This is a genomic window from Streptomyces sp. NPDC111520, from assembly GCF_055635295.1.
Map to the genome: position 1 here is coordinate 18325 of NZ_JBVKBW010000012.1, position 22547 is coordinate 40871.

Here is a 22547-nt window from a genome sequence, read left to right on the forward strand (position 1 = left end):
GAGCCCTGGAGCCTTCGAGTGGGGGGACCTGCATGTGCCAGGCCGTCCCGTCCCCCCCCAGGCGCACGGGCGCCCGGGTGCCGCGCGGGTTCGTGTGGAGGCCGCCCCGCACTCCCGCTCGGTCGGCCGCTGTCTGGGAGGGGCTGGGACCTGCGCTTTCGCGCCTGCGGTGTGGGGTCATCCGATGGGGCCGCCTACCCGATGACCCTGTGGTGACTCCCGCGGGAGGGGAGCGGCTCCTTCGAGGACGGGATGGCCTGCCGGGGCCGCCGCAAGCCGGATCAGCGGGGGGAGGCGGTCGGCGGGGGTTGATCGTCGTCGCGCGCCTGCCGGCGGATCCGGCCCAGCTTCAGGGCGAAGAGCACGGCGGACAGACCGAACAGCACGGCGGTGACGGCCAGCCATCGGCCGAGGTGGACGGTGTCGGTGAGCCCCGTCGCTCCTCGGTACGGACGGGACAGACGGAAGATCAGGGGGAACCAGACCAGGAGCAGGACGCCGGACAGGAAAGCCGGCACCCGCAGGTAGTTGATCCACGACGGCGTCGGCATCTTCGGGACGCGGTGACGGAGTACGGAGCGGGCCTTGAGGTCGGCGAGCGAGTACAGCGGCAGCAGGACGAGGTCGTGCAGGACGGCCGCGCCCACCAGCCAGATCGCCACTTCGACGGGCCGCAGCGCGAACAGGCGGACGCAGGCGTAGCCGGTGACGGCGAAGGAGCAGACGAGGACGAGCAGGTGGAGGGGACCGGCGCCGTACCAGCGCGGGAATCGGCTCATGATCACGTCCGGAAGGTGAGTCGGTGCACCCACTTGGTGTTGTTGACCCCCGGATTGGCCGGCACGATGACACGCGCCGGGAAGCCGTGGTCCAGGGACAGGTCCGCCCCGTTGACCCGCAGGGCGAGCAGGGCCCGCGGGTCGTGGATCTGGTTTCCGCGGAGCATCACGGAGCTGTAGGGGCCCGGCGGCTGGACGGACTCGACCAGCACGCTCCCGGCTCCGCGCAGTCCGCCGAGCGCCGCGAGGTCGGACAGCCGTAGACCCTCCCAGTGCTGGTCATCGGTGGACCAGCCCTCGACGCACGCGATCGGCAGGGCCGCGGTGTAGTGCGGCATCGCCAGCAACTGCTCACGGGTGAGCACCAGGGGCCGTCCGGCGCCCCGCACTTCGAGCCGCCAGGCGGGGCCGACGAGCTCGGGGGTGACGCCGACCGACGCGGCCGTCTTGTTGATCTGGAAGCCGTTCGGTCCGCTGCCCGGATCGCGACCGTGCGGTGCGAGCAGCGCGGTGCCACGCAGCCGGCCGCCGATGCTCTGCCCGGCGGTGACGACCAGCAGCAGCAGCGATCCGGCGCCGACCATCCCCACCGCGCCGCGACGGCTCATCGTCGCGGCGGCCGGCGCCACGGGCACGAGGCCGTCCGCGTCGGGAGGCTCGGGACGGGTGCCGGAGACTCCGGTGCGCAGTTCCCGGAACGGATCGCGACCCCGCAGGGCGCGCGTCATCCGGCCGAGCCTGAGGCCCACGTGGGCGACGAACGCGGCGACGAACACCCAGGCGCCGTAGAAGTGCAGGGTGTAGAAGGAACCGGGGAAGACGTAGAAGAGCTGGACGTTGAAGATCCCGGTCACGAACTCGAAGACGGCGCCGCCCACCAGCAGGAGCAGTGACAGGCGCTCAAGGGCGTGGGCGGCGGACCGCAGTGGCGGCCACACGAACAGTTTCGGGATCACCGACCACAGTTTCGCCAGCACCACCGGCACGAGCACCACCCCCAGCGTCACGTGGACGCCCTGGGTCAGCCGGTACAGCCAGGAGGGCCGGGTCGGCCAGTCGAAGAGGTAGAACCCGAGCAGGCCCTTGTCCGGCGTCTGGTCGTTGAGCGGCCCCAACCCCGGGTTGTAGGCGGCGTAGGAGAGCAGGCCCGTCACGAACATGACCGGGATGCCGAACAGCAGGACGAGACCGAAGACCGACGTCAGCCACGGCCCCCGGATCGGGCTGCGCCAGAACCCGGGCCGGAACGGGCCCGGGGGCGCGGGCGCAGAACCGATCCGCCGCCCGACCCCTCGCGCACGGGCGGTCACCGCCGGGACGAACCTCCGACGGCGTCCGCGCTCGGCCGCGCGGGCGTCGTCCGGACCATCCGGCCGACCCGCCGGCGACGGCTGTCCGCTGCCGCTCATGAACCACCCTCCGGCGTCAGGGCGCGCCCCGGGCAGGACAGCGGCCGTGATCCAGCCACCCACACATATCCCGGCCTGTGCCGGAGGCCGTTCCGCCGCCGCCGGGGAACACGAAACACCGACCGAAAGAGGGTGTGATCACGCCAAGCGGGTGACAGGTCGGCAGTCGGCGGCACGGCGAGGGCACTGCGGCTCCACGGCCCCTCGCGGACAGGGCGGCACGGCGGCCGGACGGCGACCACGGACCTCCTCGCCCGGGGCCCGTTCACTCCGGTGCCCCCGCTAGGGTGTCAGTAAGGCGTCAAGAAAAGGCGCCCGGTGAGCCGGGAAGTCTGGTCGGCGAGTCAGGGGCGTGTGCCCCTCGTCGCCGACACCCCGGAGGTTCGCCGTCGTGGCCGCCACCCCACCTTCCCGGCCTTCCACGTTCCTCGGCGTGCTCCCGTGGCCGGAGCGGCGGGCCGTCGCCCGCGCCTTGCGGACGGAGACGGTCGGTGGGCTGGTTCTGCTCGCGGCGGCGGTGGTGGCCCTGGTGTGGGCGAACAGTCCGTGGGGCGGAGCCTACGAGGCCGTGCGCGACGTCCGTTTCGGAGTCCCCGCCCTCGGGCTGGACATGTCGGTCGGGCACTGGGCCGCGGACGGGCTGCTGACGGTCTTCTTCCTGGTGGCCGGGATCGAGCTGAAGCGTGAGCTCGTCGTCGGGGAACTGCGCACTCCGGCGACCGCCGCGCTGCCGGTCATCGCGGCGGTGTGCGGGATGGCGGTCCCCGCGGGGCTGTACGTGACGGTCGCCGCGCTCGGGGGCGGGAGCCTGCGGGGCTGGGCCGTGCCCATGGCCACCGACATCGCCTTCGCACTGGCCGTGCTGGCGGTCATCTCCACCCACCTGCCCGCGGCCCTGCGGGCCTTCCTCCTGACCCTCGCCGTGGTGGACGACCTGGGTGCGATCCTGGTGATCGCGGTGTTCTTCACCTCCGACCTGAACCCGTGGGCGCTGGCGGGGGCGGTGGCCGGGCTCGCGGTCTTCTACGGGCTGCAGCGGCTGCGGGTCACCGGCTGGTGGTGGTACGTGCCGCTGGGCCTGGCGATCTGGGCCCTGATGTACAACGGCGGCGTGCACGCCACTGTCGCCGGCGTCGCCATGGGCCTGATCCTGCGCACCACAAGGGACGACGACGAGATCGCCTCGCCCGCCGAGCGGACCGGATACCTGCTCCACCCGCTGTCCGCCGGCATCGCGGTTCCCCTCTTCGCCCTGTTCGCGGCGGGCGTCACGGTCTCGGCCGGGGCTCTCGGCGAGGTGTTCACCGACCCGGAGCCGCTGGGCGTCGTCGTGGCCCTGCTCTGCGGCAAGATCATCGGCATCTTCGCGGGCACCTACCTCGCCGCCCGCTTCACCCGTGCCCGTCTCAACCCGGACCTGGCCTGGGCGGACGTCCTCAGCCTCGCCACCCTGGGCGGCATCGGCTTCACCGTCGCCCTGCTGATCGGCGAACTCGCCTTCCCACCGGCCGAGGGCGAGCACGTCAAAGCGGCCGTCCTCGTCGCCTCCCTGGCGTCGGCCTGCCTCGCCTCGCTGCTCCTCCACCGGCGGAACCGGCTGTACCGGCGGCTGTGCGCGGAGGAGGACGCCGACGCCGACGGCGACGGCGTTCCCGACATCTACCAGCGTGGTGCCGGGAGGACCGCGGCGGCCGAGCAGGCGGACTGAACGCCGGGTCGTGGCCCGGCGCCTCCCGTGTCCGTGGCCGGTGTGCCCCGGGCGGGGGCGGCAGGCCGGAGCCCACCGCCCCGCCGAGGAGCGCGCGGCCGGTCAGGCGTCGGCGATCGGGCGGGTGCCCAGACGGACGTTGTCGATAGCCCAGAACCAGTTGTTGCCCGCGTTGAAGATGCGGAAGGCGACCTTCGCCGTCGTCGCGCCCGCGGGGACGGGGCAGGACAGCAGGACGAGCCGGTTCTCCCGGTCCTGGCCCAGGTTGGTGTTCCCGGACGTCGCGCTGCTGTAGTGGAGCAGCCGGACCGGCTCGCCGGTGTCGAAGGTGACGGTGACCTCGGCCTCCTGCGGGCTCTCCTGACGGTAGTGGGAGTCGAAGCCCAGGTGGAGGGTGGGGGTCCCCGCGGGGATCGCCACCGCCGGGCTGGTGAGGGTCGAGTCGAACCGGCCCCGGCCGGACGGGCTGCCGGTGTCGTCCCAGTCGTCGGGGTCGGCCACGGCCACCACGCCGAGGGCCCGGCCGAAGTTCGGCCGGTCCTGTCCGGCGGGGAACCAGAACTGCTTGGACAGGAAGCTCCAGCCCTGCAGTTCCCGCGTGCCCTGCGGCATGGCCGCGGCGTTGGCGACCGTCCAGCCCTCCGGGGCGGTCCGGGTCCATCCGAGCAGGCCGGGCCGGCTGAGGTCGGCCGCCGCGGCGAGCGCCGGGGCGACGGACTCGAAGTCCTCCGCGAGCAGGTGGCCGGTCATGACGGGCCCGGTCTTCGCGGACAGGGACGCAGACGCTTCGGTGGCGTCGCCGTTCAGCTTCGCCGTCACGGTCGCCTTGAGGCTGCCGGAGACACGCGCCGCGGCGGCGGGCGCGACGACGTCCCAGGCCAGGGCGGCCGACGAGCGGGCCGGAACCGACACCGGCGTGCCGCCCTTCGCGGTGGCCGTCCAGCCGTCGGGGAGGGCGAGCGTGGCCGCGAGGCCGGTGAGCGGTGTGGTGCCGGCGTTGGTGACGGTGGCGGTCACGGTGACGGGCCTGCCCGGCGAGAGCACCGTGCCGTCCGTTCCGGGGGAGCTCGCCGGACCGGTCAGTGCGACGCTCATGGCCGGGGCGACCTTCGTGCGGACGCGCGCGTCGGCGATCTTGAGCAGCCCGTCGCCGTCGGCGTGCGCGGCGACGGCCAGTTGCCCGGCGGTCGCGTCGCGGGAGGGGGTGACGGCGAAGCGCACGTCGGCGGAGTCGCCGGCCCGGAGCGTGGCCGGTGCCGCGCCCTCGCGGTGGACCGTCCAGCCGGCGGGGGCGAGCAGGGCGACGGAGAGGGCGTCGAGCCGCCGGCGGCCCTGGTTCCGCACGGTGATCACGACGTCGGTGGGGTTGCCCTGCGCGAACGGCGTGTCCAGGGACGGCAGCGCCGCCGGGAGCCCGATCGCCGCCGTGAGCGCGGGGGCCGTGCCGGTCTCCGGGTCGGTGACGCCGGGCTCCCCGTCGGCCAGACGGCCGGTCATGCGGCGCAGGAAGGACGGGTCGTCCCGGTCGACGACCACCACGTCGTACCAGCCGTGGTCCGCGAGGCGCAGGTGCACCGTGTGGGACCTGCCGGGCTTCAGGGTGACGGTCTCCACGCGGTCGCCGTGCGACCGGGAGTACACCGACTCGCCGACGAGGAACGTACGGGTGGTTGCGGAGGGGTTGGAGCACACCACCGCGACCTGGCCGGCGGCGCGGTGCTCGACGAGGTGGGCCTCGCCGCCGGCCCCGCTGCCGCGCAGTTCCCACACCGACCACCCGGGGCCGTGGACCCGCAGGTCGTAGCCGTCGGCGCCGTACTCCACGGTCTCGGTGGCGTGTCTGCCCGCCGGTACCGTCCACGCCCGCGGGACGGTGCCGTCGCCGGGGTAGGCGGTGAAGGCGGCGCCGGTGCCGCCCTCGTTGCCGAGCCGCAGCTGCACTGCGGAGCGGCCGGTCTCCGTACGCAGGGACAGCCGGTACGGGGAGCGGCGGGTGCGGCGGGTGCCGGACTCCTGCTCCGGCAGCGCCTGCTCCGCGGGCGGTACGGGGTTCCACCGGCCGACCGGGGCCGGGACCCCGGCGGGCCGGTCCACCTCGGGCTGCCGGTGCGTGCGGTCGAAGTCGAAGGCGGAGGTCAGGTCGCCGAAGACGCTGCGGCGCCAGGCGCTGATGTTGGGCTCGTGGACGCCGGTCCACTTCTCCAGGAACCGGATGACCGAGGTGTGGTCGAAGGCCTCCGAGCTGACGAAACCGCCCACCGTCCACGGCGACACGACCGTCATGGGCACGCGCGGGCCGGGACCGACCGGGCTGCCCTTGAACCAGTCGTCGCCGTTGCCGGAGGCCGGCTTCGGCGCGACCGGGGCGGGGACGTGGTCGAAATAGCCGTCGTTCTCGTCGAAGTTGATGAACAGTGCCGTCTTCGACCAGGTCTTCGGGTCGCGGGCGATGGCGTCGAGGAGGTCGTAGACGAGGTTGGCGCTGCCGACCGGGGTGGAGCTGCCGGGGTGCTCGGACAGGGCGGCGGTCGGAACGATCCAGCTGACCTGGGGCAGCGTCCCCTTCTTGATGTCCGCGGTGAGCCGCTGGATCAGGGTGTCCGGCTCCGAACGGTAGGCGCCGCGCAGGAACAGCCGCCGCTCGGCCTCGGTCAGCGCGTCGACGCCCCGCTGGAACTCCGCGAGCGCGGCCTTGCGCTGATCGGCCGTCCGGTCCCAGAGGCTGTCGTAGAACTGCTCGGTGGTGGCGTACCCACCGCTGACCCCGGCCAGGATCTTGCGGCCGATCTCCTTCCAGGGACGGAAGTACTCCACCGCGTTGTCGGTGAAGTTGTCCCACTCCTGGTAGATCTGCCAGGAGACGCCGGCGGCCTCCAGGCGCTCGGGGTAGGTCGTCCAGTCGTAGCCGGCGTGGTCGTAGTCGTACGCGGCGTTGGTGACGGCCCGGTTGACGCCGTCCGGCTCGTAACCGGTGGTGCCGGTCCACAGGTAGTTGCGGTTGGGGTTGGTCGAGCCGTAGACGGAGCAGAAGTAGGCGTCGCAGAGGGTGAAGCGGTCGGCCAGTTCGTACTGCAGCGGGATGTCGTGCCGGTCGTAGAAGGCCATGGTGCTCTGGCTCTTGGCGGCGATCCAGTCGTTCCACCAGCCGTTCCCCCGGGCCTGGGTGGCGTCGGAGAACCCGTGCGCGAGCGACCCGAGGTACTGGATGTCGCTCTCCGGACGGCCCGCGTCGACCGCCGCCCGGCGGGCCGAGAACGGCAGGACCCGGCCTCCGTCGGCCTTCGGCTGCTCGAAGACGGTTCCTCCGGTGGGCAGTCGCAGCGGGGTGCGGTCACCGAATCCGCGGACGCCCTTGAGGGTTCCGAAGTAGTTGTCGAAGGAACGGTTCTCCTGCATCAGGACGATGACGTGCTCGATGGCGCGCATGCCGCCGCGCGGCAGGGGAGCGGCCATCGCCTGGTGCAGCGAAGGGGGCAGGAAGGAGAGGGCGGTTCCTCCGGCGAGGGCGCCGAGGACCTTTCGGCGGGAGACGTCAGACATGCCCGGAGGCTAGGTCGGCCCCGCCCCGTGACGTAACCCTGGGTGACCGATCTTCCCCGACCGTTCACCCGGCGGCACCGGACGTTCCCCTGTCGGCCCGTCCCGCCTAACTGTATGAGCCACGAACATGGTTGGGCGGAGACGGAGCGGGTGCCGGGGGCAGGACCCCCGGCACCCGCGGTGCCGTCACATCGCCGACGCGGCTACGAGCCGAGCCGGTAGGCGCGTTCGACCGTCTGCCGGACGGAGTTGCCCGCCTTGTCGGTCGCGGTGACGCGCAGGGTCACGTACGCGCCCTGCCGGTGGTCGCCCGGCCGCTCGACGGTGGCGGTGAACCGGTTGTGGCCGCGGTCCTTGACGTGGACCTGGCCCTTCCAGCTCTTGCCGTCGTCGAAGGAGGCCTCGACCTGGAGCCTGACCCCGGTGGGGGCGGCGAGCCCGTCCTGGTTCCTGACCGTCAGGTCCAGGTCGTGCCGCTTGCCGCCGCCCACCGAGTTCCCCAGGTCCGCGGGCACGCCGTAGTCGACCTGGAGCAGCGGCAGCAGCGTCTTCTGCGCCGCCGTGCCGGAGCGGAAGGTCCAGGAGGTGCTGGTCCGCGTGCCGGTCTGCCAGTACTCGGTGTCGCGCGCGGTCGTCAGGTCCAGGCGGTAGCCGGCCGTTCCGGCGGGGACGGGGAACTCCCGCCAGGCGTCGTCGCCTTCACCCACCTTCCGGCCGTCCCGGTAGAGGACCGCCGACACGGTGTCGCCCTTCATGTAGGAGGGGTCGTCCATCGTCCCGGGCGCCCCGGACCTCCCGCCGATGCCGCCCCCGAGCGAGGCGACCCGCCGGCGGCCCCAGTGGCCGGCCACCGCGTCGGTGTACTCCGGGATCGCCAGGCTGAGGACGTCACCGTCGCGGACGGCGGGCCGGCTCCAGCCACGCGGGATGGACGGCCGCACCACCGCCCGGTACCACTCCTCGCCGGCCTTCTCGCCCGCCCTGAAGGTGCGCGGGGTGTCACGCAGACCGGACTGCAGGGCCCCCGCGAGGAACAGATCCGGGCCCGTCATGAAGTCCACGTCGTGCATCCACCGGGTGTCGCCGGAAGTGACGTACTCGGTACGGGACTTGCCCGTCGGCGCCCAGCGGGAGGTCTCCCAGGCGACGTCGGTGTAGGGGCGCCAGCCGAAGCGCTGCTCGCTGGTCCAGTGCAGCGGGCCGTTGTTCGCGTAGGACGCCTTCACCCGCGCGGTGTTGCGGTCCGAGACGGTGTACGTGACGTCCTGCGGGATCTGCTGCCACTGCGTGGTGATGTCGTACAGGTACGGGCTCTCGACCGTCCCGGAGACGTCGACGACGGCCGTGTGCCGCTTCATGTACTGCAGCAGCGCGGCGCCGTCGGCGGCCGTCATCCGGACGACGGGCACGGCGGAACGGGTGTCCATCGGCTTCCAGCGGGTCCAGGCGAGGATGCCCTCGGGCAGGACGACCACGATGCCCTTGGCACCGGCCTTCGCGGCCGTCTCCGCGAGGTCGTAGCCCTCCATCGCGTAGTCGTCGCGGATCACGGCGAGCCTGCCCCGCACGGTGGACGGCCGCAGGTCGGGCTTGTCCCGCGTCCCCGCGTCCACGGCGACCAGCCGCTCGCCCCGGGGGTCGAACGGCGTGGACTGCTTGGCGTAGAACGGCCTCAGGGCGAGGCCCGCGCCGCGGACCTCGGTCCTCAGCTCGGGAGCGGTCATCTCGAAGCGGGCGTTGAACTCGAAGGCGCCTTCGGTGACCTTGGACGTGGGGTTCGCGTAGAGGTCCACGAACCCGCCGCCGTCCTCGTAGTAGATGCCCATGGTCTGCTCGACGCCGTCGATCTTCCGGTACATCTGGTACGTCACGTTGTTGCGCCGCTCGGCGGGCTCGGGCGTGCGCACCCGCACCTGCTTGGCCTTGCGCGCGTCCAGGGTGACGGTCGTGTCCTTGGTGACCTTCACCTCGGGCTCGACGACCTGGATCACGCGGACGCCGTCGCTGGTGTCCTCGGCCAGGGTGCCGCCGACGAGGTAGGTGCCCTCCTCGACCTCGGCGACCCCCAGGTCGGTGAAGGTGACCTCGGCGTCCCCGCCGAAGACGTCCAGGAGGGACCACACGGTGGGCTGTCCGTCGGGCCCGATGGACCGGGTGGTGAGCTTGTGCAGCGGGGCGCGCACCCACAGGCTGAGGGTGGTGTGCACCGAGGCCCCGCCGGCGGACGTGGCGGTGACCCAGCCGTGGTAGGAGCCGCGGCCGGCCTTCGACGGGTCGACGGCGACCGGCACCTCGACGGTCGCGCCGGGGGCGACGCGGACGGTGTCCTGCCCCAGCGTCAGTGCCCCCGCGGGCAGTTGCTTGCCGCCCTTGGCCGTCAGCGCCGACCGCAGGTCCAGTGACACCTCGGCGTCGCCGTGGTTGGTGTAGCGCACCACGCCGGCCCGCTGCACCGGCGACCCGTCCCGCTCGAACGGGCCCAGGACGATCGTCCCGGTGGCGGTCACGGGGGAGGTGAACGCCGCCTTGACGTCGACACGGCCGCCGCCCTGCTCGGTCGGCAGCTGCCCGGACACCGTGTGGGACGTGCTGATCAGCGCGTCCTTGAGCTGCTCACCCGTCCAGTCGGGGTGCTTCCCGGCCAGCAGCGCCGCAGCGCCCGCCACATGGGGCGTCGCCATGGACGTGCCGCTCGCCGAGGTGTAGCGGTCGTCGACCGGGACGCCCATCGACGTCCCCGCGGCGCGCGCGGCCACGATCCCGACGCCCGGCGCCGTGATGTCGGGCTTGGCGGCCTTGTCACCGAAACGCGGGCCACGGCTGGAGAAGGAGGCCAGCGAGTTGTCACGGTCGACGGCACCGACCGTGAGGGCGGCGTCGGCCGCGCCGGGCGAGCCCACCGTCATCTCGCCGAGCTCACCGGTGTTGCCCGCGGCGACGACGAACAGCGCGCCGCTGCTGCGGGAGATCTCGTCCACCGCCAGGCTCATGGGGTCGGTGCCGTCGGTCTGCATGTCCGCGCCCAGGCTCATGTTGACGACCCTGGCGCCCTGCCCGGCGGCCCACTCCATGCCCGCGATGACCTGCGACTCGCTGCCGGAGCCGTCGTCGCCGAGGACCTTGCCGATGAGCAGGTCGGCGTTCGGCGCGACGCCCTTGCGCAGGCCGTCGGAAGCCGCGCCGCTGCCGGCGGCGGTGGCGGCGACGTGCGTGCCGTGACCGAAGTGGTCCTCGGTCGAACCGCTGTCGCTGAAGTCCTTCGCCACGCTCACCCGGCCCGCCAGGTCCGGGTGCGTCTGGTCGGCACCGGTGTCCAGGACCGCGACCTTGACGCCCTCACCGTGGTAGCCGGCCGCCCACGCGGCCGGCGCGTTGATCTGCGCCGTGCTGCGGTCCAGCGTGGGACGCACCTTGTGGTCGAGCCAGACCTTCGGGGTCGCCGCGGCGGCGCTCGCCACGGAGGCGCCCTCGGCGGGCGTGAGCTGCTTCCAGAACGCGGCGAGATCCCCGTCGCCCACGCGCAGCGCCTGGGCGTCGATGCTCGTCAGCCGCCGGGGTCCGGCGGAGCCCTCGTGGAACCTCGCGAGCGCGTCCGCCTTCTTCGCCGCCGCCCGCGCCGAACCTCCCGGCGTGGACACGATCAGCGGCAGAGCGTCGGCGTGCGCCTCGTCGTACCCCTGGGCGACCAGGGCCGTCACGTCGAAGAGCCCGGCGTCCAGCCGTCCCGTGCGGACCAGCGCGGCCGCGTCGGAGGGCAGCACCGTCAGCGCGCCGTCCCTCTCGGTGGTCTGGAAGAAGACGTGCTCGCGGCCCGGAGCGCGCGTGACCGAAGCGGTTTTCCTGCCGCCCGGCGCGTCGCTGAGGGTGACCAGGTCGCCGGTGATCAACCGCACGGTGGCCGTACCGTCCTGCGGCGCGGACGTCGGCGCGGTGGACCCCGAGGGGGCCTGGGCGGAGGCGGGCGCGACAGCACCCGACGCGACCACCGCCGACAGGGATATCGCCGCCCAGAGGCGGATCCGTCTCATCGGTGTCTGCATCCTTTCTGTCGTCCCGGCACCCGGGAAGCGCGTTCGTGAGCGGGTGTCATGACCTGCCGTCGTGACGCCCGCCGCGGTCGACGGTGTCGGGACTCCGGGCCGGGGCGCCATGGGGGCGAAGGCCCGCACGGGCGTGCCGAGGGCCCTCGTACCACCGCGGTTCACGAGCCGTTCGGGAATCATCCGGCGTACCGGGAGGCGCTGTCAGCGATCCCGCGTGGCACAACTGGGCCATGTCACAAGGGCGACAGACTTCGGCCGGGTGTCCGCCGGGACATGGCCCGCGACCTCGGGAAATCCAGGTGACCGGCGGGCCGTGGTTGCCTACGATCGGGCGCTGCCCGTTGTGTCCGCCTGCTGCCCCTGATCGGTCGTCCCGTGAAATCCATCGTCCCCGGCGTGCTGTGCGACGAGCCGCAGTTCGCCCGCCTGTTCATCGGGCAGTCCCTGTCCGTGCTGGGCGACCGGGTGTCGTTCGTCGCGGTGCCCTTCGCCGTGCTCTCGGCGGGCGGATCCGCCTCCGACGTCGGAGTGGTGACCGCCGCGGCGCTCGTGCCGACGCTGCTGTTCACCCTGGTGGGCGGCGTGTGGGCGGACCGCTTCCGGCGGCACCGCATCATGCTCCTCTCCGACCTCGTGCGCTGTGCCGCCCAGGCCGTCATCGCCGCGCTGCTGCTGACCGGCGCCGCCGAAGTGCCGTACCTCGTCCTGCTGCTGGCCGTCTTCGGCACGGCCGACGCGTTCTTCATGCCCGCCTCCACCGGGCTGCTGCCGCTGGTCGTGGCGCCCGACCGGCTGCGGGAGGCGAACGCCCTGCGGGGCTTCGTCCAGTCGTCCTCGCTGGTCGTCGGCCCCGCCCTGGCCGGCGGCCTGATCGCCCTGGTGGGACCCGGCGGCGCACTCGCCCTGGACGCCCTCACCTTCGCCGTCAGCGCGGCGTTCCTGGCCCGGCTCAGACCTCGCGGGACCGGGTCCGGGACGGAGGGGTCCGGGGCTGCGCCGGCCGCCGCCGCGGCGACGTTCCTCACCCAACTGCGCGAGGGCTGGGCGCAGGTGCGCAGCCGTAGCTGGGTGTGGTCCGGCATGGCGGCCATCGCGGTCTACCACGTCGTCGTGCTGCCGTCGGTGTTCGTGCTCGGACCGGTGCTGGCCGAGGACGAGTGGGGCGGAGCGGCGAGCTGGTCGGTGGTGGTCGCGGCCTTCGGTATCGGCGCCGTCGCCGGGGACGTCTGCGCCTACCGGCTGCGGATCGCGCGTCCGCTGGCCCTGGGCGCCGCGGCGCTCGCCGTGGCCTCCTGCCAGGCGGTCGTCATCGGCAGCGGCGGGTCGATCGCCCTGATCGCGGCACTCGAAGCGGTCACCGGAGTCGCCGTCTCCCTCTTCTTCGTCCTGTGGGAGACCGCGCTGCAGACCCACGTGCCGGAGGCCGCCCTGTCCCGCGTGAGTTCCTACGACTACCTGCTGTCGAGCGGACTCATGCCGCTGGGCCTCGCCCTCGCCGGCCCGGTCTCCGAGGCGGTCGGCGTACGGCCCACGCTGTACGCGATGACGGTCATCGGGGTGCCCGCCGCCCTCGCCCTGCTGTGCGTCCCGGCCGTACGCCGTCTGCCGGCGTCCCCGGACGCCGCGGACGGCTCCGTCCCCCGCGCCGCCCCGGAGACGCTCGTGCCGTGAGGCGCGCGGGGGACGGGCCGGGTCAGGAGCCCGCGGGCGGCGCGGCGAGGACGCCGCGCAGCAGGCCCGTGGACTGACCCACCTCGATCAGGTGGCCGTCGGGGTCGCGCAGGTAGCAGCGCAGCTCGGACCCGCGGTCCAGGGGCTCGGTCAGGAAGCGGGCGCCCTTGGCGACGGCGTGCGCGTGGAAGGCGGCGATGTCGGCGACCCGCACGTTCAGGAAGCCGGACACCCGCTCGGTGCTCTGCGGCACCTCCAGGGTCACGTCCGGCTTGTCGGGGGTGGGGCCGCCACCGGGGTTCATGATGAGCCAGCTGTTGGCGACCTTGACGATCGCCGGGTTCTCCTCCATCACCACCTCGCCGCCGAAGACGTCCGCGTAGAAGCGGCGGGAGACCGCGACGTCCCGGACGGTCAGGAAGTGCGTGAGGAGCAGGCCGTGCTCGGGCACGGGGAGATCGGCGGGCGATGCCGTCATCGTTGGTCACCCTTCGTCGACGTGAGGCGCGTTCCCGGGCCGCGCGTCCGGCACGGGGCCGGACCGCGCGGGCGGCGCACGGGCGGGTGGGCCGGCCCGGGACGCGTACCGTTGCGCAAGGTTCGACCGGTGCGGCCGGGGGTGTGTGACACACGGCCCCGCCGTCGCGGCGCGCCGCCGCCCGGTGGGGATCAGGCCGCGGTGACGCGGTGCGTGGTGCCGCTGCTGCTCGCGGCCCACGCGTCGGGCATGGCCGCGGCGAGGGCGTGCTGGGCGCGCCAGCCCGTGCAGTGCCCGGGGGCGATCAGGTGCGGGCCGAGGTCCGTGAGCGCCCGGACGGTGGGAGGGATGACGGGTTCGAAGGCGGGGCCGGTCAGATGGAAGCCGCCCAGCACGGCGTGGACGGAGGGCACGCCGGTGAGCCGCCGCGCGTGGCGGACGATGTTGACGACTCCGGCGTGACCGCAGCCGGTCAGCACGACCAGGCCGCGGCCCCTGAGGTGCACCACCAGCGCCTGGTCGTCGATGACCTGCGGGTCGTGCTCCCAGCGGTCACCGCGCCACGCCTGGTGCGCGGCCGGCATGCCGTGCTCGAAGTCGGTGGTGCGGTCGACCTCTCCGGTCAGGAGCACGCTGTCGTCGACGAGGAGGGAGGGCAGGCTGCGTTCGACGACCTCGAACCCCTCCGCCGCGAGGGCCTTCTTGCTCAGGGTGGGCATGTCGAAGGTGCTCTGCGGGGTGTGGAGGCGGCGCCGGGTCCAGGCGTGCGGGTGGACGACCATCGGCATCCTGCCGGAGCCGAGCCGGCCGGCGAGGGCGCCGAGACCGCCCGCGTGGTCGAAGTGCCCGTGGCTGAGGACGACGGCTTGCAGGCTCCCCAGGTCGACCGCGAGCCGGTCGGCGTTGGTGACCAGGCCCGACGGCGACAGGCCGGCGTCGAAGAGCAGCACGGTCTCGCGCTCCCCGCGGCGGACGGTGACCAGGGCGGAGAAGCCGTGCTCGGCGATCAGGCCCACGGCCGTGTGGCCCGTCTCGAACTGGCCGGCCGGGGTGGCGGCGGGCCCCATTCCCGCCCTGGTGGTGTGTTCGTCTCCGACGAGCAGGGCGTCGAAGGTGTTGTCCACCAGGACCGTGACACGGACCTCGTCGACGGGCTCGAGGGCGATCGGGTCCACGGCGCGGCCGGGTGCCGGCCGCGGGGCGGAGAGCGCCGCGTCCCCGGCGGTTGCGTGGGTGGTGTCGCACATGGCGGTCCCCGGTCCGTTCGCGCCGTGGGGGTGGGCCGACGGCGCCGGTCAAGACGGCTCCAGACCGATGCTCCTCCGCTCCTCCCGCCCTCGCAAACGCACCCGTGAGGGGGCCGCGCCCCGGGCTCCCGGAGCGCGGCCCCCTCATGAGACTTAGCTAGGGGATCCGTACCGTCACGGACTTGCCCGGCTTGAGCGTGAGCTGCTTGCGGAAGCCGCCCGCGCGCAGTTCGGTCGTGGTGCCGCCGGTGCTGCGTACGGTCGCCTCGGTCACCTTGCCGTCGCGCCAGGAGAGGTCGACCTCGAAGCCGCCGCGGGCGCCGACGCCCGTCACGGAACCCCTGGGCGCCCAGGCCTCGGGGAGCGCGGGCAGGAGCTCGATGACACCGGGCCGCGAGTAGAGGATCATCTCCAGCGCGGCGGCGGCCCCGCCCAGGTTCGCGTCGATCTGGAAGATCGTGTAGCTGCCCTGGCTGTACATGTCGAACCAGTTGGCCGAGGTCCCGTTGCTGTTGGTGATGGACGGCCGCAGGACCGTCAGGTAGAGCTGGTAGGCCTTCTCGGCGTCCTTCAGCCGGGACCAGCACAGCGAGCGCCACGCGCACGCCCACCCGTAACTGTCCATGCCGCGGGCGGTGAGCAGCGCGCGGACGCCCTCCAGCAGCGCCGGCGAGCTGGTGTCGGCGGCGATCCGGTCGCCCGGGTAGAAGCCGATGAGCGGGGACAGGTGGCGGTGCGTCACCTCGCCGAGGTTGTCGGGGGTCATCCACTCCTCGAGCCAGCCCGTCTTCGGGCTCACCCGGGGCAGGTAGAGCCTGGCCTGCATGGCGTCCAGCTCGGCGGCCATCCCGGTGTCCCGGTCGAGCACGCGGGAGGCGGTCTTGAACTCCTCGAAGAGCTCCCACGCCAGTTCCTGGCCGTAGGTGTTGCCCTTCCCGTCCGGGCCGTGCTCGGGCGACCAGGAGGTGTCGTCGATCAGGACCTCGCGCGACGTCCCGTCCTCGTCCTTGACGGTGGTCGTGATCAGCCGCGCCTGCCAGAACTCCGCCGCGCCCTTGAGGACCGGGTAGATCAGTTCCAGGTACTCCCGGTCCTGGCTGTACTCGTAGTGCCGCCACAGCGAGTTGCACAGCCACGCGTTGCCGGAGGGGTGCCAGGCCCAGCCGCTGCCGCCGTGGATGTTGGTGGAGAACGCGACCGCCCACCCGGCGATCTTCCCCGAGCTGTTGCGGAACCGGTTGCGGTCGCTGTTGAACAGCCGCTTGGTGACGTCGGTCCACACGGGCAACTGGGACACGCAGTAGCGGGCGAGGGCCAGGGAGTTCTCGCCGAGGCCCGCCGGGTCGGCGAGCCAGTAGTTCATCTGGACGTTGATGTCGGTGTGGTAGTCGGCGTACCAGTCCGGGTTGTTGTTGTGCACCCAGATGCCCTGCAGGTTCATCGGCAGCCAGTCGCGGGAGCCGGTGATCGTCAGGTAGCGCCCGTACTGGACGTAGGCCGCCTCCAGTTCCGGGTCCGGCGTGGAGTCGTCGGTGTACCGCACGGCTATGCGCGACCAGGAGTCCAGCGACCGCTGCAGCGCGGAGGACTCGCCCAGGTCGATGGTGAACCGGTTGTAGAGCCGGTGGTAGTCGGAGACGTGCGTCTTCAGCAGCTCGCTCCCCGGCACCTTCGCCGCGGCGGCGATCTTGGTGCGGGCCACGGCGAGGGGATCGGTGCCCGGCTCGCGGAAGTCCTTGGCCGCGTCGGGGGAGTAGTCGGTGCCGCCGCACACCACGATCAGCAGTTCACGGCAACCGGCGAAGGACAGCTTGTCGCCGTCCACGCTCACCCGGCCGGTGCTGCCGACCGCGGTCACCGCGGCGGCGTAGCGCAGGCCGTTCTTGAGCTTCCCGGCGAAGGAGAGCTGCCCGCCCCCGCCCGTGGTGGTCTCGCCGTGGGTACCGGCCAGCGAGACGGTGCCGGTGTGCGGGCCGCCGGTGAGCCGGACGACGACCACGTCGTCCGGGTGGCTGGCGTACACCTCGCGGCGGTAGGTATGGCCCTCGTGCCGGTAGGTCGCGGAGACCACGCCGTTGCTCAGGTCCAACTGGCGGCGGTACGCGCTCACCTTCCCGGCGGTGTGGCCGGGCAGCGCGATGCGCAGTTTGGCCAGCAGGCCGAAGCTGCCGAAGTCGTCGGGGCCGTAGTTGAGCTGGCCGTCGTCGGTGAGGGTGTCGTTGCGGCCGCCGGTCCAGAACGCGCCGTCGGTCAGGTAGAGGAAGTCGTCCGCCGGATCGCAGCCGACGAGGGCACCCAGCCGGCCGTTGCCGACGGGCAGGGCCTCCTGGATGATGTGCGCCTCGTCGGCCGGCGTCCGGTACCAGAGCGACGTGGCCCTGCCCTCCGGGACGAAGTCCACGCTGGACGGGCGGGCGGGAGCGGCGTGCGCGGCGAACGCCGGGAGACCGCCCCAGAGGGCGAGACCTCCGCTGGTGGCGCCGGCGATGCGGAGGAAGTCACGGCGGGAAGAAGCGGACACGGCAAGGGTTCCCTTCCGGGGGTTGCAGGAGCCCACAAAAAGTATTCATAAATAATCAACTTGTTTCGTTCGCGTCAACGGCTGCGACCAGATTAACCCGACCTTTGCTCTCGCCCCTGTTGCACTTATGCCCTTTTGGTTCGTGATTTCGGCATCGGTGGCGGGGAGTTCGGGGTCGTGTGGCTCAAGTAGGTCGGATGTCTCAGGGTGTTGGGCGGCGGAGGCTGCGAGGCAGCCGGAAAGGTGTGCTCCCCGCCGGAACGGCCCGACCACGCGGGTCCGGACGCACACCCGTCGACGGCGGGGTGCGGCGCGGTGTCGAATGGCCCGCATGGACAGGCGCCTGATGCGGACGATCGAGGAGGCCAACCGGGCGGGTGAGCTGGCGGGGAGGGCCTACCTCGACGGCCACTACCACGACGCCTTGGTGGCGGCGGACCGGAGCATCCTGCTCACGCGGCAGATCCTCCGGCGCATGCCCGACGACCAGCGTGCCCTCGCGACGGCCGTCGACCGGTACCGCTGGCGGGCCTGCATCCACGAGCAACTCGGCTACCTGGCCGCCGCTATCGACGACGCGCAGGCCGCGATCGACCTCTGCGCACGGCGCGAGGACCCGGGGCCGCTGGAGGTCCCGCTCATGCGCCTGCTCCAGTGCGAACTGCACGCGGAACTGGGCCACGTGGAGGTCGCACGGGCGAAGGGGACGGCGATCGAGGCCTACCGGAGGTTCCGGTACGACGGCGACGTCGGACCCGTGGCCGTCGCGGAAGGGTTCAGCCGCTACGGCGCGGCCATGGCACTCATCGGCGACCTGGAGGAGGCGAACCAGGCGCGGCGCGCAGGCCTCGCCGTCTACCGCGCCTGGCGCGGGGAGCTCTGGTCGGATCACCGCACGCGGTTCGTCCGGACGGTGACGGGACTGGTCGAGGGCGTCGAGCCGCCCGACGCCGCGACGGCGCCGGAGGTGTTGCCGATGATGTGGGAGGCCGTGGAGGAACTCGTGCCCCTGATCCGTCCCGCGGTCCCCTCGGACCCGGACCCGGCGGCCACCGAGGCCCGCCGGATCCTCGCCGCGCAGAGCCGCTGGCTCGACGCGCTGGGGGCCCGGTAGGCATCAGCGGAGTTCGCCCGGGTCTCGCGGGCACCTGACTGGATCGAACGTCTGCCGTCCCTGCACGACCTGCTGGAACGGGCCCTCGCCCCCGCGGCGGATCCGGAGGGCACCGTTCCCTGATCGACGTCCCCCGCGAGGGGGAAGGACTCCACCGTGGACCATCCCGAAGTGACGAACGCCCGTGCCTGGACCGACTACGGAACCCACCACCTGGCGAGGGCCACCGAGGTCCCCGACGCGCAGGGCATCTCCTGGGGGTTCTGGCCGGACGCCCACGGCGCGGACGCCCACAGCGCCGACGTCCTGGGCGACGTACGGGGCCGGCGCGTCGCCGACCTCGGCTCGGGCCTGGGCCGGCACGCCGCCCATCTCGCCCTCGCGCACGGTGCCCTCGTCGACGCCGTCGAGGCCTCGCCCACCCAGCACGAGCGCGCCACCGCACGCCACGCCGGCGTGCCGGGGCTGCGCCTGGTCCTGGCGGACGCCGTCGACCACCTGCGTCGGGCCGATCCCTACGAAGTCCTCTACTCCGTCCACGGCTTCGCCTACATCGACCCGCGCCGGCTGCTGCCCGCCGTCGCGGACGCGCTGGTCCCGGGCGGCAGGCTCGTGTTCTCGGTCCTGCACACCGACTCCGACGGCCGGGGCCCCTCGGACACCGTCACGGCACGCCCGCAGATCCTGCCGCTGGCGGGCGGCGGAGGACTGACCGTCCGGATGTGGGTCCTGGCCCCGGAGTTGTGGCGCGACCTGCTGGAGGAGCACGGCCTGGTCGTCGAGCGGATCGACACCCTGGACGCGCCGGAGGAGGACGTCCCCACTTCCTGCCGCCTCTACCACGCGCGCCGGCGCACCCGGGTCACCAGCCGTCCCCGCACGGCCGGCCCGCCACCGCCGAACACCGCCCTCGGCGTGGGGGCGATCCTCCACGGCCCCCGCGGCCTGCTGCTCGGCAGGCACCGGCTGGGTACGTGGGAGCTGCCCGGGGGTTCGGTGGAGCGGGGCGAGTCGCTGGCGGGCACCGCCGTCCGCGAGGTGAGGGAGGAGACCGGCTGCGTCGTGCGCGAGGAGGACGTCGAATTGCTCGGACTGCTCCTCGACGAGGTCCAGGGCACGGTGCGGGCGACGGCCGTCGCGGTGGTCACCGCGTGGGAGGGCGAGCCGGGTGACCAGCCCGGCGAGAGCGTGGGCGACTGGCGGTGGTGGCCGCTCGACCGGCTTCCCGACGGCCTGTTCGTCCCCAGTGCCCAGTGCCTGACCACCTGGTGCCCCGGCCTGCCGGTCGAGCATCCGCCCGCCCGTCTCCACCGCCTCCGGGCACGCGGCGACGAGCCGGCCGGCGCCGGGGGTTAAGGGGTTGCCCCAGGTGACTGCCGTCCGCATGATCTCCGGTGTGATGAACCTCCTCGCCCCCGTTCACAAGGCCCGCCTCGAGCGATGGGTCCGCACCCGGTTCGACCCCACCGAGTACGGGATGGTGCCCGTCGCGATGCTCGACGCCCGGCGGGCCGGGCCGCCCCTGCCCGCGCACCGGATCGACGAGATGCAGGCGGTCGCGGACGCCGCGTGGGGCGGCGACTGGCGCACGGCGGCCTCCTACGTCGACCGCGCGGGCGAGGAGTGGGACGAGCGCTGGCACCGGCTGGAACTGCTGCAGGAGGTCGCCGGGGAGGACGACGACTGGCTGGGCGAGTGGCGTCGCAACGACCCGGACAACGGGGACGCCGCCACCCTCCACGCACAACTGCTCGTGCACCGTGCCTGGGAGATACGGGGAGCGGGGTACGCGAACCAGGTCCCGTCCGAGCGCATGCGCCGCTTCAAGCAGATGCTGCCCGCCGCCATGGAGGCCGCGCGGCACGCCGCCGGGCTCGCGCCCCGCGACCCCGGGCCATGGGTCGTCATGATCACCACCGCACGCGCCCTGAAGTACCGCGGCATGCAGTTCCAGCCGCTGTGGGAGGGCCTCGTCGAGCGCGCCCCGCACCACTACGCGGGCCACTGGCAGGCCCTGCAGTACTGGTGCGCCAAGTGGTGCGGCACCGACAAGCAGATGATGGACTTCGCCGAGCGTGCCGTACGCAACGCCCCCGAAGGCAGCCCCCTCGCCGGCATCTACCTGCACGCCCTGTCCGAACTCACCGAACGCCACGGCGCCATGGCGTCCGTGACCACGGCCAAGGTCAAGGACGTCCTGGCGGAGGTCACCCGGTCGCTCGGTCAGGTGCCCGGGGACGCCGGCGAACTGCCGCCCCTGCGCCACCTGCTCGCGCACTACCTGGGCGAGAACGGCGACTACGACGCCGCGCTCGAGCAGTTCCGGCTCCTCGGCCCCTGGTGCGGCGCGGAACCGTGGACCGGCAAGGCCGACCCGGTCGCCGCCTTCCAGCTCGCGCGCGGCACCGCCGCCGCCAAGGCCGCGAACGGCAGGCTGCAGGACAACGGTGACGGCGCCGCCCGCTGGGGCCGCAGCGGCGGGTGACGACCGGCCGACCATGCGGTGAGGCGGAGAACGGGCCCGGCGGCGTCACGCCGGACCCGTTCACCGCCGTGGCACGGACCGGGCGCGTCGCGCCCGCCTTCCGCGGGGGCCGCGGTGCGCACGGACGAAGTGGGCGACTTCCGCGTCCAGGAGCGGGCCCTTGACCCGTGAGGGCAGGCCCGCGGCAGTACCTCGGCGGCAACGCAGATCCCGTCAGCCGGCGCAACCGGCCGTGGCGGGGCGGTCACGTCCACCCGTCGCGGGGGAGCCCCGGAGCTGCCTGCCGTAGGCGGCGCAGCGGGCCTCACCCCGGTCGCGGGTTCTCCGTGCCGGGCGTCGACCACACCGCCCCCTGACCCCGAGGGCGCCGGCCCGGACTGCCTGTCGGCGGCGTGACATAGGGTTCGCGGAACCTCACCGCCGTACAGGAGGACCCGATGTCCTTGCAGGCCCGCCTTGTCGCCACGCTCGCCGTCCCCTACCCGGCAGACCGCGCCGACGCCCTGGAGGTGCTCGGCGTGCCGGGCCGCCGCATGCTCCTGCAGCGCCGCGAGGACGAACTCGTGGTCCACGCCCTGGAGGACGACCCCGTCCGGATCGGGGACGAGACGGCCCGCTTCCCCGCACCGTGGCCGCGCCGCTTCGGAACGTCGACGGTGGCACCGGACGGGAGCCTGGCCGTCTTCACCGGGACGCACGCCGTGCGGGCCGTGGAGCCCGGGGGAGGCGTCCGGTGGGAGGTGCGCCACGGTTGCTGGTACGGGGCCTGCCTGGAGATGCACCGGTCGTTCGACGAGTACGCCGGCGAGCGGGACCACCGTCACCCCGAGAGCGGTTCGGCGGGCTTCTCCGCGGACGGGAAGCTGCTCTGGGCCCATGTGCGGGGACCGCTCGCCCCGGGCGTGCCGGACGCGGACACCCTGGACGAATGGCTGGTGCTCGACCCCCACGACGGGACGGTGCTGGCCCGCGCCGACGCCCGGGCCGCGGCCGCCGGCAGCGTGCACGTGCCCCACCCCGACCCGGCGCAGATGGGCCTGAGCATCGGCGAGGGACAGGACGGTGCGCCGCTGCGCTGGGGCCGCTGGGACGGGCGGCGGTTGACGGTGGACGACTTCGGCGGCAGGGACCTGGTGCTGACCGGCGTCAGCCCCTCCGGCGGCCGGCTGCTGACGGTCACCCACGACCAGGACCGTCTCGTGGTCCTCGACGCCGCGGACGGCTCCGTCCTGGCGGAACTGGACGCCGCGTCGGCCGTCGCACGCCATCCCGACACCGAGCCCGACAATGACGAGGCCGAGCCCTACTGGGACTACGCGGGCGGCTTCCTCGACGAGACCGACGTCATCACCTCCACCGTCGAGAGCGACGAGGAGTGGGGAGAGGGCCGGCACTGGCTGACCGACACCTCGGGGGCACGCGCTCCCCGGCACGTCACGTACCCCGTGCCGGTGACCGGCCTCCCCACCGCGCTCGGTGACGGCACCTGGTGCACCATCGCCGACGACAGGGCCACGCTGCGGGTGTGGACCCGCCCCTGACCCTGCCGGGG

Annotated in this window: 13 protein-coding genes; 6 read left to right on the forward strand and 7 right to left on the reverse strand. The window is 73.3% G+C overall.

The genetic code is table 11. The annotated features are described in order from the left end of the window. Positions 1 to 281 precede the first annotated feature (281 nt). Positions 282 to 779 (reverse strand): hypothetical protein, encoded by a 498-nt coding sequence (locus ACZ7MY_RS27105; RefSeq protein WP_499606017.1) that lies wholly within the window; start codon positions 777 to 779, stop codon positions 282 to 284. A 2-nt stretch (positions 780 to 781) separates the two neighbouring features. Further along, the gene (locus tag ACZ7MY_RS27110) at positions 782 to 2089 is read right to left on the reverse strand and encodes a molybdopterin-dependent oxidoreductase (RefSeq protein WP_499605647.1); all 1308 of its coding nucleotides are present in this window, start codon (positions 2087 to 2089) and stop codon (positions 782 to 784) included. A 490-nt stretch (positions 2090 to 2579) separates the two neighbouring features. Between ACZ7MY_RS27110 and nhaA the strand changes: the two genes are divergently transcribed. Continuing rightward, the gene (gene nhaA / locus ACZ7MY_RS27115; protein WP_499605649.1) at positions 2580 to 3896 is read left to right on the forward strand and encodes a Na+/H+ antiporter NhaA; all 1317 of its coding nucleotides are present in this window, start codon (positions 2580 to 2582) and stop codon (positions 3894 to 3896) included. A 102-nt stretch (positions 3897 to 3998) separates the two neighbouring features. On the opposite strand, the gene ACZ7MY_RS27120 is transcribed toward nhaA, so the two are convergent. Both ACZ7MY_RS27120 and ACZ7MY_RS27125 read right to left on the reverse strand, forming a co-directional pair. After that, positions 3999 to 7436, reverse strand: coding sequence for a phosphocholine-specific phospholipase C (locus ACZ7MY_RS27120; protein ID WP_499605651.1), 3438 nt, complete (start codon positions 7434 to 7436; stop codon positions 3999 to 4001). 203 nt (positions 7437 to 7639) lie between these two features. Continuing rightward, positions 7640 to 11464 (reverse strand): S8 family serine peptidase, encoded by a 3825-nt coding sequence (locus ACZ7MY_RS27125; RefSeq protein WP_499605653.1) that lies wholly within the window; start codon positions 11462 to 11464, stop codon positions 7640 to 7642. 390 nt (positions 11465 to 11854) lie between these two features. Here ACZ7MY_RS27125 and ACZ7MY_RS27130 point away from each other — a divergent pair, with 390 nt between their 5' ends. Beyond that, positions 11855 to 13150 carry an MFS transporter gene (locus ACZ7MY_RS27130; RefSeq protein ID WP_499605655.1) on the forward strand — a complete coding sequence of 432 codons (1296 nt, stop codon included), beginning with the start codon at positions 11855 to 11857 and terminating at the stop codon, positions 13148 to 13150. Positions 13151 to 13172: 22 nt separating this feature from the next. On the opposite strand, the gene ACZ7MY_RS27135 is transcribed toward ACZ7MY_RS27130, so the two are convergent. The 3 genes from ACZ7MY_RS27135 to ACZ7MY_RS27145 all read right to left on the reverse strand — a co-directional run bounded on the left by ACZ7MY_RS27135 (position 13173) and on the right by ACZ7MY_RS27145 (position 17396). After that, entirely contained in the window at positions 13173 to 13628 is a 456-nt protein-coding gene (locus ACZ7MY_RS27135) for a VOC family protein (protein ID WP_499605657.1), read from the reverse strand. A 191-nt stretch (positions 13629 to 13819) separates the two neighbouring features. Further along, positions 13820 to 14875, reverse strand: a complete 1056-nt coding sequence (locus ACZ7MY_RS27140; RefSeq protein ID WP_499605658.1) for an MBL fold metallo-hydrolase — start codon at positions 14873 to 14875, stop codon at positions 13820 to 13822. A 157-nt stretch (positions 14876 to 15032) separates the two neighbouring features. Continuing rightward, complete coding sequence (locus ACZ7MY_RS27145) at positions 15033 to 17396, reverse strand: glycosyl hydrolase family 95 catalytic domain-containing protein (protein ID WP_499605660.1); 2364 nt, start codon at positions 17394 to 17396, stop codon at positions 15033 to 15035. Between the two features lie 331 nt (positions 17397 to 17727). Between ACZ7MY_RS27145 and ACZ7MY_RS27150 the strand changes: the two genes are divergently transcribed. The 4 genes from ACZ7MY_RS27150 to ACZ7MY_RS27165 all read left to right on the forward strand — a co-directional run bounded on the left by ACZ7MY_RS27150 (position 17728) and on the right by ACZ7MY_RS27165 (position 22536). Next, positions 17728 to 18510 (forward strand): hypothetical protein, encoded by a 783-nt coding sequence (locus ACZ7MY_RS27150; RefSeq protein ID WP_499605661.1) that lies wholly within the window; start codon positions 17728 to 17730, stop codon positions 18508 to 18510. A 156-nt stretch (positions 18511 to 18666) separates the two neighbouring features. Next, positions 18667 to 19866, forward strand: a complete 1200-nt coding sequence (locus ACZ7MY_RS27155; protein WP_499605663.1) for a bifunctional class I SAM-dependent methyltransferase/NUDIX hydrolase — start codon at positions 18667 to 18669, stop codon at positions 19864 to 19866. A gap of 13 nt (positions 19867 to 19879) precedes the next feature. Then, positions 19880 to 20995 (forward strand): hypothetical protein, encoded by a 1116-nt coding sequence (locus ACZ7MY_RS27160; protein WP_499605665.1) that lies wholly within the window; start codon positions 19880 to 19882, stop codon positions 20993 to 20995. A gap of 437 nt (positions 20996 to 21432) precedes the next feature. Beyond that, positions 21433 to 22536, forward strand: coding sequence for a hypothetical protein (locus ACZ7MY_RS27165; protein WP_499605667.1), 1104 nt, complete (start codon positions 21433 to 21435; stop codon positions 22534 to 22536). Positions 22537 to 22547: the final 11 nt, after the last annotated feature.